At 74.3% G+C, this 17,905-nt stretch carries 14 protein-coding genes; 6 read left to right on the top strand and 8 right to left on the bottom strand.

The annotated features are described in order from the left end of the window. Nucleotides 1-328 precede the first annotated feature (328 nt). Nucleotides 329-1,222, top strand: a complete 894-nt coding sequence (locus tag ABD067_RS04440; protein WP_343893956.1) for an alpha/beta fold hydrolase — start codon at nucleotides 329-331, stop codon at nucleotides 1,220-1,222. Nucleotides 1,223-1,234: 12 nt separating this feature from the next. Here ABD067_RS04440 and ABD067_RS04435 read toward each other — a convergent pair whose 3' ends face one another. The 7 genes from ABD067_RS04435 to ABD067_RS04405 form a co-directional block, all read right to left on the bottom strand. Next, complete coding sequence (locus ABD067_RS04435; RefSeq protein ID WP_343893955.1) at nucleotides 1,235-1,834, bottom strand: Uma2 family endonuclease; 600 nt, start codon at nucleotides 1,832-1,834, stop codon at nucleotides 1,235-1,237. A 571-nt stretch (nucleotides 1,835-2,405) separates the two neighbouring features. Continuing rightward, on the bottom strand, nucleotides 2,406-3,137 hold the full coding sequence (locus ABD067_RS04430; RefSeq protein WP_343893954.1) for a metallophosphoesterase: 732 nt from the start codon (nucleotides 3,135-3,137) through the stop codon (nucleotides 2,406-2,408). Beyond that, complete coding sequence (locus ABD067_RS04425) at nucleotides 3,134-4,585, bottom strand: cryptochrome/photolyase family protein (protein WP_343893953.1); 1,452 nt, start codon at nucleotides 4,583-4,585, stop codon at nucleotides 3,134-3,136. The genes ABD067_RS04430 and ABD067_RS04425 overlap by 4 nt, the downstream gene beginning before the upstream one ends. Before the next feature lie 5 nt (nucleotides 4,586-4,590). After that, a complete protein-coding gene (gene pdeM / locus ABD067_RS04420; RefSeq protein WP_343893952.1) occupies nucleotides 4,591-5,319 on the bottom strand; it encodes a ligase-associated DNA damage response endonuclease PdeM in 729 nt (242 codons plus the stop codon). A 117-nt stretch (nucleotides 5,320-5,436) separates the two neighbouring features. After that, entirely contained in the window at nucleotides 5,437-7,995 is a 2,559-nt protein-coding gene (locus tag ABD067_RS04415) for a ligase-associated DNA damage response DEXH box helicase (RefSeq protein ID WP_343893951.1), read from the bottom strand. A gap of 90 nt (nucleotides 7,996-8,085) precedes the next feature. Continuing rightward, nucleotides 8,086-8,940, bottom strand: a complete 855-nt coding sequence (locus ABD067_RS04410; protein ID WP_343893950.1) for a transglutaminase-like domain-containing protein — start codon at nucleotides 8,938-8,940, stop codon at nucleotides 8,086-8,088. Between the two features lie 141 nt (nucleotides 8,941-9,081). Next, on the bottom strand, nucleotides 9,082-10,080 hold the full coding sequence (locus ABD067_RS04405) for a sensor histidine kinase (RefSeq protein ID WP_343893949.1): 999 nt from the start codon (nucleotides 10,078-10,080) through the stop codon (nucleotides 9,082-9,084). 201 nt (nucleotides 10,081-10,281) lie between these two features. Between ABD067_RS04405 and ABD067_RS04400 the strand changes: the two genes are divergently transcribed. Both ABD067_RS04400 and ABD067_RS04395 read left to right on the top strand, forming a co-directional pair. Continuing rightward, nucleotides 10,282-11,364, top strand: coding sequence for a ligase-associated DNA damage response exonuclease (locus ABD067_RS04400; RefSeq protein ID WP_343893948.1), 1,083 nt, complete (start codon nucleotides 10,282-10,284; stop codon nucleotides 11,362-11,364). After that, the gene (locus ABD067_RS04395; protein WP_343893947.1) at nucleotides 11,361-12,980 is read left to right on the top strand and encodes a cisplatin damage response ATP-dependent DNA ligase; all 1,620 of its coding nucleotides are present in this window, start codon (nucleotides 11,361-11,363) and stop codon (nucleotides 12,978-12,980) included. The genes ABD067_RS04400 and ABD067_RS04395 overlap by 4 nt, the downstream gene beginning before the upstream one ends. 7 nt (nucleotides 12,981-12,987) lie before the next feature. Here ABD067_RS04395 and ABD067_RS04390 read toward each other — a convergent pair whose 3' ends face one another. Further along, a complete protein-coding gene (locus ABD067_RS04390) occupies nucleotides 12,988-13,572 on the bottom strand; it encodes a Uma2 family endonuclease (protein WP_343893946.1) in 585 nt (194 codons plus the stop codon). 396 nt (nucleotides 13,573-13,968) lie between these two features. Here ABD067_RS04390 and ABD067_RS04385 point away from each other — a divergent pair, with 396 nt between their 5' ends. The 3 genes from ABD067_RS04385 to ABD067_RS04375 all read left to right on the top strand — a co-directional run bounded on the left by ABD067_RS04385 (nucleotide 13,969) and on the right by ABD067_RS04375 (nucleotide 17,889). Then, the gene (locus ABD067_RS04385; protein WP_343893945.1) at nucleotides 13,969-15,876 is read left to right on the top strand and encodes a tetratricopeptide repeat protein; all 1,908 of its coding nucleotides are present in this window, start codon (nucleotides 13,969-13,971) and stop codon (nucleotides 15,874-15,876) included. Nucleotides 15,877-15,968: 92 nt separating this feature from the next. Next, on the top strand, nucleotides 15,969-16,754 hold the full coding sequence (locus tag ABD067_RS04380) for an HpcH/HpaI aldolase family protein (protein WP_343893944.1): 786 nt from the start codon (nucleotides 15,969-15,971) through the stop codon (nucleotides 16,752-16,754). A gap of 82 nt (nucleotides 16,755-16,836) precedes the next feature. Next, nucleotides 16,837-17,889 (top strand): Fe(3+) ABC transporter substrate-binding protein, encoded by a 1,053-nt coding sequence (locus tag ABD067_RS04375; protein WP_343893943.1) that lies wholly within the window; start codon nucleotides 16,837-16,839, stop codon nucleotides 17,887-17,889. The last annotated feature ends 16 nt before the right edge of the window (nucleotides 17,890-17,905 follow it).

Genomic DNA, 17,905 nt, shown 5'->3' with positions numbered 1-17,905 from the left:
ACCCACCACCGGGCAGTGTGAAGCGGGCCACCTCCGGCCGAACGGACCCTCGGAGGCGCGGCCCACCTCGGCAAGTCGGCATCCGGCTCGGCGGTATGGGACCGCGGGCCAGACCTCCGGCCGCCCCGCGGGCGCGTCGCGTCCCCGCTGTGCCCCTCCGGCGCGCGGGCCGTTCCGGAGCGTGCGCGGCCGGGACGCTGGCGGCCGGCTCCTCGGCGCGCGTGCCGAGAGCGTTCCGCCGCCCCCGGCACCGCGCTCCTCCACGCCGCGAGGAAACCCCGCCGCCGCCCCGCGCGATGCGCCATGGTGCGGCAGCATCAGGACAGACATGGACGACACTCACCGGACGCCGTACGTCGAGTTCCTCCGGCTGCGGACCAACGGCGTCGAACTCCACGCCGCCGCCGCCGGCCCGCCGGACGGGCCGCTGGTCCTGCTCCTGCACGGCTTCCCCGAGTTCTGGTACGGCTGGCGCCGCCAGATCGGCCCGCTCGCCGCCGCCGGCCTGCGCGTCATCGCGCCCGACCAGCGCGGCTACAACCTCTCCGACAAGCCGCCCGGCACGGCGGCCTACGCCCTCGACACCCTCGCCGACGACGTCCTCGGCCTCGCCGGCGCCCTCGGCCGCGGGCGCTTCGCCGTGGTCGGCCACGACTGGGGCGCCGTGGTCGCGTGGCACCTCGCCGGCCGGAACCCGGAGCGCGTGGAGCGCGCCGCCGTGCTCAACGGCCCACACCCCGCGACGGTGCGCCCCTTCATGCGCGCCCGCCCCTCGCAAATGCTGCGGAGCTGGTACGCCGCCTTCTTCCAAGCGCCGACGCTGCCCGAATGGACGCTCGGCGCCGGGGACTTCGCCTGGCTACGCGCCTCCCTGGCCCGCAGCGCCCGCCCCGGCGCCTTCTCGGCAGACGACCTCCGCCGCTACCGCGACGCCTGGGCCCGCCCCGGCGCGCTCACCGCCATGCTGAACTGGTACCGCGCCCTCGCGCGCCACGGCCCGCCGCCGCGCCCTCCACGCATCCGCGTCCCGCTCCGCGTGGTCTGGGGCGACCGCGACCCCTTCCTCGACCCCCGTTTGGTCGAAGCCGGCCTCGCGCTCTGCGACCGCGGCGAAGCCTTCCACCTGCCGGGCGCGACGCATTGGGTGCAGCACGAGGAGCCGGAGCGGGTGAACCGCCTGCTGGTCGAATTCCTCACCGCCGCGCCGCCCGCGAGGGCGTAACGGCTGCCGCCCTCACCGCCGCGCCGCCAGGAGGTCCGTGGTCCGATAGAAGCTCCGCAGCGGCGCCCGGAACCCGATCGAGGCGAGTTCCAGCTCGTCCTCCGCGTCGAGGAACACCGGCGCCTCCGGCCAGCTCCCGTCCGCCCCGCGCCGCAACACCTCGGCCTCCACCCGGACGCCGCCGAGCAGCAGGATCTCCGCGACGCTGGGTATGGTGGTGTAGGCCCACACGTTCGCCCGCGTCAGCCGCTCGTTGGACGGCGGGAGTATCTCCACGAGCAGCACCGGATCGGTGCCGACCTCCCCGCCCGACGCGAGCGGCGCGCACGTCACGCCGAGGTCCGGGACACGATGGTTGATGGCCGACCGGACGCGCGGCACCACGCCCGGCGCCACCAGCACCGCGCATTCCGGCCGCCGCTCGCGCAGGTGAACCCCGAGGAGGATCGTGGCCTCCGCGTGGATGCGCTGGTGGTTCGGGCTCGCCGGCGCCATGGACACGGGTTCGCCGTCGAAGAGCTGCCACCGCCGCTCCGGGTGCTCCTCCGGCTCCCACTCGCGGAACTCCGCCACCGTCATGTCCGCGCCCGCCGGTTTCCGCAGCGCCGTCATCCGCGCCTTCTCCGTCCCGAACCGCCCGCGGCCAGCATAGTCTCTCCACCGGGCCGCGTCTGCGCCGTTCTTGACAAAACAGGAACGAAAAAGGATGATATTCCTAGATACCCGCGCGCCGCGCGGGCGGCCGCGGAGCCGTGTGCCACGAGCCTGGGGTGGAAGCCATGCGTCCGAACTCCACGACCAAACGACCCAGCCCGGCGCACCCACGAGGCGCGCCCCCGAGGCTGGCGGCCATTTCGTCCCGATCGCGCGAAACACACGCCGCGGCCACGGCCCCGTCGTTCGCGGCACGCGCCCAACCCCGGCGAGCGCGGATTTCGTCCGAAACGCGCAAAACGCGCGCCGCGGCCACGGCCGCGCCCCCGCACCGCGCGACCTGCCTGGGTGGGGAGGGCATTTGTCCGGAACGCGCAAAACGCGGCGCCGCGACTCCGGTCGCCCCCCAATGCGCGACCCGCTCCGAGGGGAGCGGCCATTAGTCCGAATCGCGCAAAACGCCGCTTCCCCAATGCCGAGCCGGTCGCCGCCGGCGGACCGCCCCGCGCCCCGGCCCGGCGCCCGGCCGTCACCAAGCCAGGTCCACCCAGGACAGGTGCCCGCCCTTGCCGGCGCCCGTGTCCATGAACACCGCCTCGCCGCCGCCCGCCCCGCGCTGCCGGTAAGGGCGCCCGTCCGTCGAGCGCCGCTCGTGCCCGCAATACACGGCGAAGCCCGCCGGGATGCGGTCCACCCAGCCGTGCAGCCGCTCCGGATACCCGTCCGGCTGCATCCGCCCCGTCACCTGCCCGTACAGCGCGCGCGACAGCAACTGGTCCGGCTTCCGCGCCCCCGCGTCCGGGGGCGGCGTCTGGTGCCGCATCGCGACGTGCCAGCCGCCATGAACGAAGCCCCAATCGCCGAGCGCCAGCCAAGCCGGCGCGCGCGCGATCTCCTCCACCGCGCGCCGCGCCAGCGCCTCGCCGTCCGGCGCCTCCTCCAACTGCGCCAACGTCCGGCCCAGCCCCTCCGCCACCCGCACCCGCCCGCCGGACAGGGCGCGGTGCAGCTTGTGGTCGTGGTTGCCGAGCAGGAAGCGCCCGCGACCCCCGTCCAGCAGCGCGAAAGCGAGCCGCAGCGCTTCCGGGCTGTCCGGCCCGTAATCCGTCAGGTCGCCGAGCTGGAGCACGAACAGGTCCTCGGCCTCCGCCCCGCGGATGGCGTAGGCGAAGGCCCTGGCGTCGCCGTGCACGTCGCCCACCACGCGCAGCCCCCGGAAGCCGCGGGCGCGCAGATCGTCCCTCGCCTGCGACAAGCTCACGCCGCGGCCGCCTCCCGGCGCATGGCGGCGAAGGCGTCGAGCGCCCGCTTCCGCCCTTCCGCGTGCTCGACCACGGGCCGCGGGTAGTCGTGGCCGAGCGCCACGCCCGCCCCGCGCAGCACCGCCTCCGGCGCCTCCCAGGGGCGGTGGATGTATTTGTCCGGAAGCCGCGCCAGCTCCGGCACGAACCGCCGCACGTACCGCCCGGCCGGGTCGAACTTCTCGCCCTGCGCCACCGGGTTGAACACGCGGAAGTAGGGCGCGGCGTCCAGCCCGCTGCCGGCGATCCACTGCCAGGACACGCTGTTGTTGCCTGCGTCGGCGTCCACCAGCGTGTCCCAGAACCAGGCGGCGCCCTCTTGCCAAGGCTGGAGCAGGTGCTTCACCAGGAAGCTCGCCGTGACCATCCGCACCCGGTTGTGCATCCACCCGAAGCGCCAGAGCTGCCGCATCCCGGCGTCCACGATCGGGTACCCGGTCCGGCCCCGCTTCCACGCCCGCAGCAGCCCCGCGTCGGGTGCGTAAGGGAACCGCTCGTAGGCCGGACGCAGCGGCGCCTCCACCATGTCCGGCCGGTGCCAAAGGAGGTGCAAGGAGAACTCGCGCCACAGGATCTCGCCGAGGAACGGCCGCGCCCGCTCCAGGTCGTCCTCCGCGGTCGCCAGCGCCGCGTGCCACACCTGCCGCGCCGAAACCTCGCCCCAGTGCAGGTGCGCAGACAGCCCGGACGATCCCTCGATGCCCGGGTCGTTCCGCGCCGCCGAGTAGTCGGCGAGGGGGCGCAACAAGAAGCGTTCGAGCCGCTCCCGCGCCCCCGCCTCGCCGGGCCGCCACAGCGTGCCGAACTCCTCCGCCCAGTCCGGCACCGGCGCTTGCGGCAGCAACCGCAACGCTTCCAGCGCCTCGCCCCCCGGTGGAGAGGACACCGGATGCAGCCCCTCCGGCACCGGCAGCGGATCGCCCGGCGGGCCGAGCTTCAGCGCCGCCTTGGCGAAGGGCGCGTACATGGAATAGGGCCGGCCCTCGCCGGTGGCGATCTCCGCTGGCGCCCGCAAGGTCGCGGAGGCGAACAGGCGCAGCGCCCGCCCGGCGGCACCCAGCGCCTCGGCCACGCGCCGGTCGGCCTCGCGCGCCCAGGGTTCGTGCGCCCGCCCGGCGAACACCTCGGACGCGCCCACGCCCTCGGCCAAGGCCGGCACCACCGCCTCCGCCCGCCCGCGCGCCAGCACCAGCGGCAGGCGGCGCTCCGCCAGATCCGCCCGGAGCGCCGCCAAGGAATGGTGCAGCCACCACCGGGACGCGCCGCCCAAGGCCCACTGCCCGGCGGCCTCGTCGTCGAGGACGTACACCGGGAGGAGGGGCCGCCCGGCGGCGGCGTGGAGGGCGGGGTTGTCGGAGAGGCGGAGGTCCTGGCGGAACCAGACCAGGGCGGGACGGGCTTCGGTCATTCCCCCTATGTGGGCGCGACCGCCCGGCCGCGGAGGGGATCGGCCGGAGGCGGCGGGGGGCGGCGCCGGGCGGGCATGCTGAACAACCGGTCCCGCCCGAGCAGGAACAACCGCGCCCCGCGCGGGAACAGCCCCGAAACCGCCGGGTCGCCCGCGTCCAGCCCGCCCGTGTACGCGCCGAAGGCCGGCATCAACAACCGGCGCGCGTCCGCCACGAAGCACGGCCGGGTGACGCCGCCGGCGCGCGTCGGCACCGTCGCCTTGGGGTGGAAGTGCCCCGAAACTTCGACGCCCGAAACGGCGTCCGGCAGCGCTTGGTGCCGGAAGGCGAAGGCGCCGTCCCGCCACTCGTGGGCAGGGGCGCCCGGCATCCCTTGCGGCGGCTCCGGGTCGTGATTGCCGAGCACCCAGACCACCTCCAAGCCGTCCAGCAGCCGCCGCAAGGCCGCCGCGTCGTCGGCCTGCAGGCGCAGCGCCCCGCGCGCGTCGTGGAAGCTGTCGCCCAGCAGCACGAGCCGCTCCGGCCGCCAGCGCGACAGGGCGAGGCGCAACCGGCCGAGCGTCTCCCGCGTGTCGTAGGGCGGCACGAACCCCCGCCCGCCGGCGGCGAAGTGGCTGCCCTTCTCCAAGTGGAGGTCGGAGGCGCAGAGCAGCCGGCGCGAGGGCCAGAACAGCACGCCGGCGGGGTCGAGCATCAGCCGCTCGCCGCCGAAATGCACGGGGGCAGGGGTCATGCGGGGCTCTGGATGCGGGGCGGGGTCAAAGGGGAGGCGCGGCGCCGCGCGGTTTCGACCGCCGGCACCCACCCGGCGGAGCCGAGCCGTCGTCCGCGCGGAGGCGCCCCGATGCGGTCACGCGCGGGTCAGGCTCTTGGGCGCGGCGCGGGATGCGCGGTCGCGGCGCCCGCGGTCCCGGTGGCGCGGGCGGTCCACCACGCCGGCGCGCACGCGCACGCCTTCCGTCACCTGCGCCAAGGTCTCGGCGAAAACTTCGTCGCCGTCCGTCGCCTCGTCCACCAGCGCCGCGGCCTCGGCGAGCAGCGCATCCTCGGCGCCGCCGGCCACCCATTCGCGCCCTTCCTCGATCAGGGCCGGAACGGCGAGCGGCGAGACGCGGTCGAGGCGCATGTGCCGTATGCGGCCCTTGGCGCGTGCCAGGACCAGGGCGATGCGCGACACGTCGGTCAGCCCGCCCGCCGCTTCCTGGCGGGTGGCGCGGAGCAGCACGTGGTCGGGCTCGTGCTTGCGGAGCACGTCGTAGATCAGGTCGGCGTTCATGGTCATCTGGCGGCCCGACTTCTCCTGGCCCGGGTGGTTCTTCTCGATCAGCCCCGCGATGGTGGCGATGTTGCGGAAGGTGCGGCGGAGCATGGAGGACTCGGCCATCCACTCCTCCAGGTCCTCGCCCAAGATGTCCTCGGAAAAGAGTTCGTCCATGCCCGACGGCTCGAAGGCCGACCAAACGGCCAACACGTAGTCCGTAGCCAAGTAGCCGAGCGGCCCGTGCCCGGCGCGCTCCATCCGCCGCGTCACCAGCATCCCGAGCGTCTGGTGCGCCAGCCGCCCCTCGAAGCAGTAGGCCACCAGGAACCAGCGCCCGCCGCGCGGGAAGGTCTCCACCAGGAGGCCGTCCGGCGCCGGCAGGGCGGAGCGCCGCTCCTGCATCCGGAGCCATTGCCGCACCGGCGCCGGCAGCGCCTTCCATCGCGCGGGGTCGTGGAGGATGTCTCGCACCCGCGCCGCCAGCCAGGTCGAGAGCGGCAGGCGGGAGCCGGCGTAGGTGGGCACCCGCGGATCGCCCTCGCCGCCGCGCGTGACCACGCAGGTCATGGCGTCCAGCGCCTCGAAGCGGAGCGTCTGGCCGGCGAACATGAAGCAGTCGCCGGCCTGGAGCGTGGAGGCGAACCACTCCTCCACCTCGCCCAGCACCGGCCCGCCGCGCAGCCGCACCTTGAGCATCGGGCTGTCCACGATGGTGCCGAGGTTCATCCGGAGCTGCCGCGCAGCCCGCCCGTCCCGCACGTGGACCAAGCCCTCCGCGTCGCGGAACAGCCGCCGCCAGCGGTCGTAGTTGCGGAGCGCGTAGCCGCCGTCCTCCACGAAGCGGAGCGTGTCGTCGAAGTCCCGGCGCGAGAGGCCGGCGTAGGGGCCGCAGCGCGCCACCTCGGCGTAGAGGCCGTCCGGCCGGAAGGGCGCGTGGCAGGCGGCGGCCATGATGTGCTGCGCCAGCACGTCCAGGCCGCCGGGGCGGGGTGGGTCGCCGTCCAGCTCCTCGGCTTTCACCGCTTCCAGGGAGGCGAGGCACTCCACCACCTCGAAGCGGTTGGCCGGCACCAGCACGGCGCGGGACGGCTCGTCCATGCGGTGGTTCGCGCGGCCCACCCGCTGGAGCAGCCGCGCCACGCCCTTCGGCGCCCCCACCTGCACGACCTGATCGACGCTGCCCCAGTCGATGCCGAGGTCGAGCGAGGCGGTGGCGACCACGGCGCGCAGCTTGCCGGAGGCCATCGCCGCCTCGACCTTGCGCCGCTGCTCCACCGTGAGGCTGCCGTGGTGCAGCGCGATCGGCAGGTTGTCGTCGTTCAGCCGCCACAGCGCCTGGAAGCACAACTCGGCCTGCGCGCGGGTGTTGACGAAGACAATGGTGACACCCGCCCCCTGGATGCGCCGGTACACCTCCGGCATGGAGGCAAGGCCCATGTGCCCGCCCCAGGGCAGGTGCCCCTCCGGCAGCATGACGGACAGCTCCGGCGCCGCGCCGCCGCGCACTTGCACAAGCTCCACGCCACCCGGCGCGCCGTCCGCCGACAGGAAGGCGCGCAAGGGGTCCGGGTGCGCCACGGTGGCCGAGAGCCCGACCCGCCGCGCGTCCGGCGCCAGCGTGGCCAGGCGCGACAGGCAGAGGGCGAGCTGGTCGCCGCGCTTGGTGCCGGCGAGGGCGTGGACCTCGTCCACCACCGCGGCACGCAAGCCCCCGAAGAAGGCGCCCGCCTCCGGCTGGGAGAGCAGCAGCGCCAGGCTCTCCGGCGTGGTCAGCAGCATGTTGGGCGGCGCGGCGCGTTGGCGGGCGCGGCGGTTCTGCGGCGTGTCGCCGGTGCGCGTCTCGATGCGGACGGGCAAGCCCATCTCCGACACGGGCGCGTCGAGGTTGCGCGCGATGTCCACCGCCAGCGCCTTCAGCGGCGAGACGTAGAGCGTGTGCAGCGCCCCGGCCCCGTCCGGCCTCGGGGCACGGTGGAGGTCGATCAAGCTGGGGAGGAACCCCGCCAAGGTCTTGCCGCCGCCGGTCGGCGCGACCAGCAAAACCGACCGGCCCGCTTCCGCCGCGTCCACCAAAGCCATCTGGTGCGGTCGCGGCGCCCAGCCGCGGGCGGCGAACCACCCGGCGAAGGGTTCCGGCAATGTTCCCATGGGGAGCATATACCGGCCGGGCCCAAGCCGTTCCAGCCCGGGACGCACGGGACCGTGCGGGCCTCGGACCCGCCGCCGCCCGGCCTGCCCTCAGGCGGCGGCGACCGTCACCGCTTCCGTCGTCGACGCGGCGTCGCCGGGGCGGTCCAGCGCCTGGATGCCCACCTTGGGCACGCCGCACTCCGCCGCGCCCCAGGGCGAGCAGAACGCCACCTCGGCGGCATCGCGGCCCACGCCGATGCGCACCAGCCCGTCCGCGGCGGCCTTCCTGGTCGGGTCGAACAGGAACCAGGCGCCGCCCTCCGGGCCTTCCAGCCACGCCTCGACCACCGCGTGGAAATCGGGCGGCGACAAGCGCCAGGCGTAGGCGCTCACGAAGCGGGCCGGGATGCCGAGGGCGCGGCAGAAGGCGATGGCGAGGTGGGCGAAGTCGCGGCACACGCCCCGGCGCTGCAACAGCGTGTCGCGCGCCGAGGTGTGCTCGTCGCTGCTGCCAGCGGCGTACTCGATGTTGTCATGGAGCCAGTTGCAGACCGCGGCCACGCGGCCGTGGCCGGGCGGCAGGTGGCCGAACTCCCTTCGCGCGAAGCGCTGGAGCAGGTCCGACTCCGCGTAGCGGCTCGGGTAGAGGTGGGTGAGCACCTCCAGCGGCACGCGGCCGACCGGCATCTCCCGTACGGACGCGGGCGCGGCCCGGCGCGGGGCGAGGTCCACGACCGCCCGATACCGCACCGTCAGCCCGCCGCGCCCCGCGAGGACCCGGAAGTAGCGGTTCCCGCTTTCCGGCATGGTGAAGCGGTCGAAGGGGAGATCCTGCGACAGGGTCAGTTCCTCCTCGACCACCTCCTGGCCCGGCCCGCGCTGGGCTTCGATGTTGAACACGAACGGCGCGCCGCCCGAGGCCAGGACCTCGTAGCCCAACTCGCATTCCACCCTGTACCGCATCGCCCCGTTTTTCCCCGGCGTCGCGCCGGCATCCGTCGCCCGCGCCTCGCGCGTCAGGTGGGCCGGCAAGCGCCCTCCGCCGCGGGCGATCGCCGCATGGCAGGTCCTGGCGACACGCAACGGAGAGCGGGTCCGCCGCCGTCACCCCACCGGGAACCGCAGCGTCGCCCGCGTCCCCGCGCCGTCGGAATGGAGTTGCAAGGTCGCCTGCGCCTGCTGCGCCAGCCTGGGCGCCAGGTGCAGCCCGAGCCTGCCCTCGGCCGCGGGCTGGTCCGGCGCTTCGGGCAGGCCTACGCCGTTGTCCTCCACCACGACCTCGGCGAACCCGGGCTCGGGATTCCGCACGGCCAAGCGCACGCGGCCCTCCCGGCTTTGCGGGAAGGCGTGTACGGCGGCGTTGACCATCAGCTCGTTCACGATCAGCGCCAGGAGCGACGCCCGCGAGACCGGCAGCACGAAGCTGCCGTTCCGCGAGACCTCCAGCGTCAAGCCGGTGCGGCCCGTGATCTCCAGCGCGGAGCGCGCCACGGCCTCCAGTTCCTCGCCGATCTCGACGCCGTCCTCGGCGCCGGCGCGGAACATCCGGTCCTGGATCAGGGTGGAGAGCATCACGCGCGTCGCGGCCCGCCGCAGCGCCAGCGCCACGCCGGGGTCGGTCGCGCGGTTCGCCTGGAGCGTGAGGAAGGACGCGGTCGCCTGGGCGTTGTTCTTCACCCGGTGGTTCAGCTCCAGGAGCAGGTGCTCCTGCTGGGCGACGCTCCGCTGCCGCTCCTCCAGGGCCGCCTTCATGTCGGAGGTGTCGGTGCAAGAGCCCACGTAGCCGGCGAACACGCCGTTCTCGTAGCACGGGCGGCCCCGGTCCAGCATCCACCGCCACGCGCCGTCGTGGCGTTGCAGCCGGTACTCGGACGAGAATTCGCGCCGTTCGGCGTAGGCCTCCGCGTACACGGACAGGAGGCGGGCGAGGTCCTCCGGGTGGACGTGCCTCGTCCAGGCCAGCCCCGTTTCCTCGCGGAAGGATTTGCCGGTGAAGTCCAGCCAAGCCTGGTTGACGTAGTCCACGGACCGGCCGGCGCCCGCGCGCCACACCATCACAGGTGCTTCGTCCGCCGTGGGGGGCTGCCGGCGCTCCACGTCCATCCTCCAACGCGGGCCGGGGGGCCGCCGGGCAGGCGCCCGCCAGAGCGCCGCCGGCGCCTGAGGGTCGTGCTCGAGCGGGCCGTTGCGCGACCGCACACGCCTGACGCGCGAAAGGCGCCCGGGTTGCAGCCGGAAAGCGGGCAGGCTTGATCCTTTGCGCGGCGGCCACAGATGGCGATGCCGAAGGAAAACATTCTGCCAATGCCGCCGCCGCATCCCGAAACCTGGCTCCGGGTCACGCCCGAGGGGCTGCACTGCCTGCCCGGCGGCTTCACGGTGGACCCGGTGCGGCCGGTGGAGCGCGCGGTCGTCACCCACGGCCACGCCGACCACGCGCGCCCCGGCCACCGCGCCGTGCTGGCGACGCCCGAGACGCTCGCGATCATGCGGGCGCGCATGGGCGAGGGGCGCGCGGGCGAGAGCCAACAGCCGATCCGCCCCGGCGAGGAGGTGACGCACAACGGCGTGCGCATCCGGCTGGCGCCGGCCGGGCACGTGCTCGGCTCGGCGCAGGTGTGCTTGGAGTGGAAGGGCAGCCGGGTGGTGGTGTCCGGCGACTACAAGCGGGCGCGCGACCCGACCTGCGCGCCCTTCGAGCCGGTGCCCTGCGACGTGTTCGTGACCGAGGCGACCTTCGGCCTGCCGATCTTCCGCCACCCGCCGGCCGACGGCGAGGTCGCCAAGCTGCTGCGCTCGGTGGCGCTGTTCCCGGAGCGCACCCACGTCGTCGGCTGCTACGCGCTCGGCAAGTGCCAGCGGCTGATCGCGCTGCTGCGGGAAGCCGGGTGGGACCGGCCGATCCACCTCCACGGCGCGCTGATGGGCCTGTGCCGGTTGTACGAGGAGTTGGGCGTCAGGCTCGGCGACCTCCGGCCGGCGACGGTGGCCGAGAAGGCGGCGCTGCGCGGCGCGATCGTGCTGGCGCCGCCCTCGGCCGTCGCCGACCGCTGGGCGCGGCGGCTGGCGGAGCCGGTGGTTGCGGTCGCGTCGGGCTGGATGCGGGTGCGCCAGCGGGCGCGGCTGCGCGGCGTGGAGCTGCCGCTCGTCATCAGCGACCACGCCGACTGGGCTGAGCTGAACCGCACGGTGGACGAGGTGGGCGCGCCCGAGGTGTGGGTGACGCACGGGCGCGACGACGCGCTGATCCACGCCATGGCCGGGCGCGGCATCCGCGGCCGGGCGCTGCACCTGATCGGCCTCGGCGACGACGAGGAGGACGCGGCGCCGGGCGGCGGCGGGGATGCCGGGGAGCACGCCGCGGCGGCCGAAGGCGCCACGGCTTGAGCGTCCCGGCCTTCGCCGACCTGCTGGAACGGCTGGTCTTCACCCCCGGCCGCAACGCCAAGGTCGCGCTGCTGCGGCGCTGGTTCGAGACCCAGCCGGACCCGGAGCGCGGCCTCGGCCTCGCGGCGCTGACGGACGAGCTGGTCTTCACCGCCGCCAAGCCGGCGCTGGTGAAGGGCTTGGTCGCCGCCCTCACCGACCCCGTGCTGCTGGCGCTCTCCCACGACTACGTGGGCGACCTCGCCGAGACGGTGGCGCTGATCTGGCCCGAGCGGGAAGGGGTGAACGCGCCGCCGCCCGACCTCTCCGAAGTGGTCGAAACGCTGGAGGTCACGCCCAAGGCCGAGCTGCCGGCGCTGATCGCCGGCTGGCTTGACACCTTGGACGCGAGCGGGCGCTACGCCCTCATCAAGCTGCTCACCGGCGAGCTGCGCGTCGGCGCCTCGGCGCGCCTTACGCGGCTGGCGCTCGCGGATTGGGCCGGCAAGCCGGTGGAGGAGATCGAAGAGGTCTGGCACGGCGTCGCCCCGCCTTACCTGCCGCTGTTCCGCTGGCTGGAAGGCAAGGCGGAGCGCCCGGACCCGCGCGACGCCCCGGTGTTCCGGCCGCTGATGCTGGCGCACCCGCTGGAGGACGCCGACGTCGCCAAGCTCGACCCGTCCGAGTGGCGGGCGGAGTGGAAGTGGGACGGCATCCGCGTGCAGCTCACCGCCGGGCCGCGCGGCCGGCGCATCTGGAGCCGCGGCGGCGAGGACGTCTCCGGCGCCTTCCCCGAGATCGTGGAGGAGATGGACTTCCACGCCGTGCTGGACGGCGAGTTGCTGGTGGTCCGCGAGGGCGGCGCCGTGGCGCCCTTCGCGGACCTCCAGCAGCGGCTGAACCGCAAGGCGGTGACGCCGAAGATGCAGCGCGACTTCCCGGTCGGCGTGCGGCTCTACGACCTGCTGTTCGACGGCGGGGACGACCTGCGCCCGCTGCCCTTCGACGAGCGCCGGCGGCGGCTGGAGGAGTGGGTGGAGCGCGCGAAGCCGGCCCGCATGGACCTTTCGGCGCCCATCGCCTTCGCCTCCTTCGCGCAGCTCGCGGAAATCCGGGCCGGCGCCCGCGCCGCCTCCATCGAGGGGCTGATGCTGAAGCGCGCGGACAGCCCCTACGTCGCCGGGCGGCAGAAGGGCTTCTGGTGGAAGTGGAAGCGCGACCCGCTCTCGGTGGACGCGGTGATGATGTACGCGCAGCGCGGCCACGGGAAGCGCTCGTCCTTCTACAGCGACTACACCTTCGGCCTGTGGCGCCCCGACGGGAACGGCGGCGAGGAGCTGGTGCCGGTCGGCAAGGCGTACTCGGGCTACACGGACCAGGAGCTGGTCTGGCTCGACCGCTGGATACGCAACCACACCGTCTCGCGCTTCGGCCCGGTGCGGGAGGTGGAGAAGTCGCTGGTGCTGGAGGTGGTGTTCGACGCCGCGCAGCTCTCCAACCGCCACAAGAGCGGCGTGGCGCTGCGCTTCCCGCGCATCCTGCGGATCAGGAAGGACAAGCCGGCGGGCGAGGCGGACCGGCTGGAGAACCTGATGAACCTGGTGGAGAAGGGGAGCGCGGCCGAAGCGGCGGATTGACCGGGCGCTACTCGGGCGGGGGCGGCGGGTCGCGCAGCGCGGCCGGGTCCAGGCCCTCGTACAGCTCGTCGAGCGGCAGCTCGATTCCGATCTCCGGCAAGGCCAGGACGCTGCCGGGCCACAACACGCGCCCGGACCAGCTTTCTTCGCCCCGCGTGAACGCCATCGCGCTGACCGCGTCCTGTTCGATCAGGACGTAGCGTTGGATGCTGGGCGTTTCCCAATACTCGTGCATCTTCTCGACGCGGTCGGTCCTGGCCGTACCCGAGCTGAGCACCTCGAACACGACAACAGGATCGCGCCGCACGGTTTCGCGCGGATTGAATGGCGTGCAGGCCACGAAGACGTCCGGGTAGCGGACGCGCCCCGCGACTTCGATTTTCAGGTTGCTGCCGTGGACCCGGCACGGCGTTCCCCGCAGCCGGTTGCCCAAGGCGATCACGAGATTCGACTGGATGGTGTCATGCGCCACGGTGCCGCCGGTCATGGCCACCGGGGCGAAGCCGTCGTATTCCCAGCGCAGTTCCTGCCTTTCCTCCCAGGCGAGGAACTCGGCCACGGTCGTCGGCGCGGGGCTGCGGGCGAGGGACATGGGGCCGTATCGTAGCACAAGGGCGCGGGGTGGCAGGCCTCCGCGGCTGGAGGCGGCGCCCGGGGACCGGCTGCGCTCAGGCTCCCGTGCGGCCGTTGCCGGCAACAGAACCGTGGCGGTTTCAGCCGCGCCTCGCTTATGATGCCCGTGCGGAAGCGTGCCCACCGTGCCTCACACCGGAAGGGGGTGACGCATGACCACCGGCCGTACGGAAACGGCCCAGGAAGCCCGACGGAGCGCGACCCGGGGCCGCGGGGCCACGCCCCATGTGGCCGCCGCGGCGCCTCGCCCGATCGGGTTCCGACCGGCGGTCCGCGCGCCAGCCATTCGGCGCCCCCCGTCCCGCAATCGAGACCGGGCCCGCATCCGCCCATCCACGGGAACGGAACTCCTCCGATGACGCTCAGCAGCTCCGCGCGCCGGCAATCACAGGCTTTCCGGTCCTTCCTGCTCGCCGGCGCCGCCTTTGCTACGGCCGGCCCGGCGGCGACCCTTGCCTCGGCGCAATCGCACGCCGACCACCACCGGCCGCGCCTCAACTTGGTCCAGGCGCAAACCGGCGCGCAGCCGCCGCCCACGGCCGCCGAACACGGCGCCCACCACGTCGGGCCCGCCGCGACCGCGCCCGCCCCGGCCGGCGTCGCCCCCGCGCCCAGCCGCCGCACCGAACTCGGCGGCTCCATCCCCAACCTGCCGCGCGGCGCCGCGGCGCCGACCAGCGACGAGCCGCCGCCGCTGCTCGACAAACTGGGCAAGCTGAGCTGGCCGGCCGGCACCGCGAACGCCGAGGCCCAGGCCTTCTTCGACCAGGGCTACCGCTTCGCCTGGGGCTTCAACCACGCCGAGGCGGCCCGCGCCTTCCGGGCGGCCCAGCGACTCGACCCCAATTGCGCCATGTGCCTGTGGGGCGAGGCCTGGGTGCTCGGCCCGCACATCAACTTCGTCATGGAGGAGGACGCCAACCGCCGCGCCGTCGCGGCGCTGGAGCGCGCCCGCCAACTCGCGCCCAAGGCCGGCGAAACGCGGGCGGCGCTGATCGAGGCGCTGTCCAAGCGCTACTCGGCCGACCCGAACGCCGACCGCAAGGCGCTCGACCGCGCCTACGCCGAGGCGATGGAGGCCGTGCAGGCGCGCTGGCCCGCCGACCCGGAGATCGCGGTGCTGACCGCCGACGCGCTGATGAACCTGAGCCCTTGGGACTATTGGGAGGACAGCGGCCGGAAGCCGAAGGGCGCCGCGGAACGGATCGTCGCGCTGCTCGAAGGCGTGCTGGGCGACCGGCCCTCGCCGATCGCGCCCAACCCGCTGCACCCCGGCGCGATCCACCTCTACATCCACACCGTCGAGGCGTCCGACCGGCCGGGGCGCGCGGCGCCGCACGCGGCGCGGCTGGAGGCGCTGATGCCCGCGGCCGGGCACATAGTCCACATGCCGGCGCACATCTGGTACCGCCTCGGCCTGTGGAAGGAGAGCCTGGAGGCGAACCGCCGCGCGGTCGCGGCCGACGAGGCGCAACTCGCCCGCGGCGGCGCCAGCCCGCTCTACGCCGGCGGCTACTTCGCGCACAACGTCCACTTCGTCCTGGCCTCCGCCATGATGGGCGGCGATGGGCCGACGGCGGTGGAGGCGGCGACGCGCTTGGCCACCCTCATCCCGGAGGACGCGAAGCGCGCCTTCCCCGCGCTGACCCAGCCGATCGCCTCGGCGCCCTTCGTGGCGCACGCCCGCTTCTCCCCGCCCGAAGCGGTGCTGGCGCTCCCCGCGCCGGCCGAGGAGTTCCCGTTCATCCGCGCCCATTGGCACTACGCCCGCGGCGAGGCGTTGGCGCGGCTCGGGCGCGTCGCGGAGGCGCGGGCCGAGGCGGCGGCCATCGCGCGGCTGGAGGGGGCGCCCGCCGTCGCGGCGCTGCCCGCGGAGGGCGTGCCGGCGCCCGATGTGCTCGGCATCGCGAGGCGGGTGGTGGAGGCGCGGGCGGCGCAGGCCGCCGGCGACCACGCCGCCGCCGCCCGCCTCTACGCCGAAGCGGCCGCGACGCAGGACGGGCTGCCCTACATGGAACCGCCCTTCTGGTACTACCCGGTCCACCAGTCGCTCGGCGCGGCGCTGCTGGCGCAGGGCAAGCACGCGGAAGCGGAGGCCGCCTTCCGCGAAGCGCTGAAGCGCACGCCCAACAACGGCTGGGCGACGGCGGGCCTGTTGCGGGCGGCGGAAGCGCGCGGCGACGCGCAAGGCGCGACCGCCGCGAAGGCGATGATGGAGAAGAGCTGGTTCGGGGAGGAACCGCCGCCGGCGGACCGGCTGTAGCGGCGACGCGTTCCGCCGCGCGCCCGGCCCGGTTGACCCCCGGGAGGCCGCGTGGTGCCCTCGCCCCGCAAGGGAACAAGCGAGGAAGCGCCATGCCGATCGGCATCAACCACGCGCGCGAACGCCTGTCGCGCGGCGAACTCGCGCTCGGCTTCGGCGTGCATCACCTCCGCGGCGCGGCGGTCGGGATGCTGGCGGCGGCCGCCGGCTACGACTGGCTGTTCATCGACATGGAGCACGGCGCCATGTCCGTGCAGGAAGCGACGCAGATCTCCATTGCCGCGCTCGGCCAGGGGATCACCCCCGTCGTCCGCTGCTGCAAGGACGCGCTCCACGAGGGCACGCGCGCGCTCGACAACGGCGCCATGGGCGTCGTCGTGCCGCACGTGGACACGGCCGAGGAGGCGCGGGGGGTGGCCGCCGCCTACCGCTTCCCGCCCGCCGGCCACCGCTCCTGGGGCGGCCCCCCCTTCGCCTACGGCCTGCAAGCGCCTCCGCCGGCCGAGGCGCAGGCGGAGCTGAACCGCGAGATCCTCGTCGCCTGCATGGTCGAAACGCCGGAGGCGGTGCGCAACGCCGCCGCCATCGCGGCGGTGCCCGGCGTGGACGTGCTGCTGATCGGCACTTCCGACCTCACGGCTTCGATGGGCATCGCCGGGCAGATCGGCCACCCGGACGTGCGCGCGGCCTACGAAACCGTGGCGAGGGCCTGCCAAGCGTCGGGCAAGACCCTCGGCATGGGCGGCGTCTACGACGAGACCCACGCCGCCGCCTACATCAAGCTCGGCGCGCGCTTCCTCTTGAGCGGTTCGGACCACACCATGCTCATGGCAGGCGCCACAGCCCGCAGCCGCTTCCTGCGCAGTCTCCAGGGCTGAAAAAGGAAGCCGGAAAAGCAGGTTTGCGAACGCCTCGCATTTGCGATACACCCCCGGGAACAACGCCCGGAGAGGTTTCGCCATGCGCGCCGTCGCCCGCCGCTTCATCACCGGCCTGTCGCTCTTCGCCGCCGCCGGCGCCGCGGGGGCCTTCCCTGCCTCGGCGCAGCAGCAGGGCGGGGAGCTGAACCTCTACTCCTCGCGCCACTACGACACCGACCGCACGCTCTACGACACCTTCACCAAGGACACCGGCATCCGCGTGCGCCTGATCGAGGGCGACGCCGACCAATTGATCGCCCGCATCCAGAGCGAGGGGCGGAACAGCCCGGCCGACGTGCTGATCACCGTGGACGCGGCCCGCCTCGCCCGCGCCAAGGAGGCGGGCATCCTCCAGCCGGTCCGCTCCCAGGTGCTCGAAACCCGCGTCCCGGCCAGCCTGCGCGACCCGGAGGGCAATTGGTTCGGCGTGTCCAAGCGCGCCCGCGTCGTCATGTACGACAAGCAGAAGGGGCCGCCCGCCGGCCTCGCGCGCTGGGAGGACCTCGCGGACCCGCGCTTCCGCGGCCAGGTCTGCGTCCGCTCCTCCAACCACCCCTACAACATCAGCCTGGTCGCCTCCATCCTCGCCGCGAACGGGCCGGAGAAGACGGAGGAGTGGGCGCGCGGCGTGGTCGCCAACATGGCCCGGCCGCCGCAGGGCGGCGACCGCGACCAGTTCCGCGCCATCCCCGCCGGCCAGTGCCAACTCGCCATTTCCAACACCTACTACCTCGGCCAGATGGCGATCTCGCAGCGCTCCGACGACCGCCAGGTGGCCGAGCGGATCGGCGTCGTCTTCCCGAACGGCGCGCCTGGCGACCGCGGCGCCCACGTCAACGTGTCGGGCGCGGGCGTGGTCGCGACCGCGCCCAACCGCGAAGCCGCGGTACGCTTCGTCGAATACCTCACCAGCGCCCGCGCCCAGGAGATCTTCGCGGTCGGCAACATGGAGTACCCGGTGGTGGAGGACGCGCCCGTGCATCCCGCCCTGGCCGCGTTCGGGAGTTTCCGGGAGGACCGGCTGAACGCCGCCGAGTACGCCAAGCTCGGGCCGCAGGCGCTCCAGATCATGCAGCGCGCGGGCTGGCGCTGAGCGGGGGCGGCCGGGG

It is taken from the genome of Craurococcus roseus (assembly GCF_039523795.1).
Taxonomy (GTDB): domain Bacteria; phylum Pseudomonadota; class Alphaproteobacteria; order Acetobacterales; family Acetobacteraceae; genus Craurococcus; species Craurococcus roseus.
Note: the sequence above shows the minus strand (reverse complement) of the source record. Positions and strands in the feature narration are given on the sequence as shown.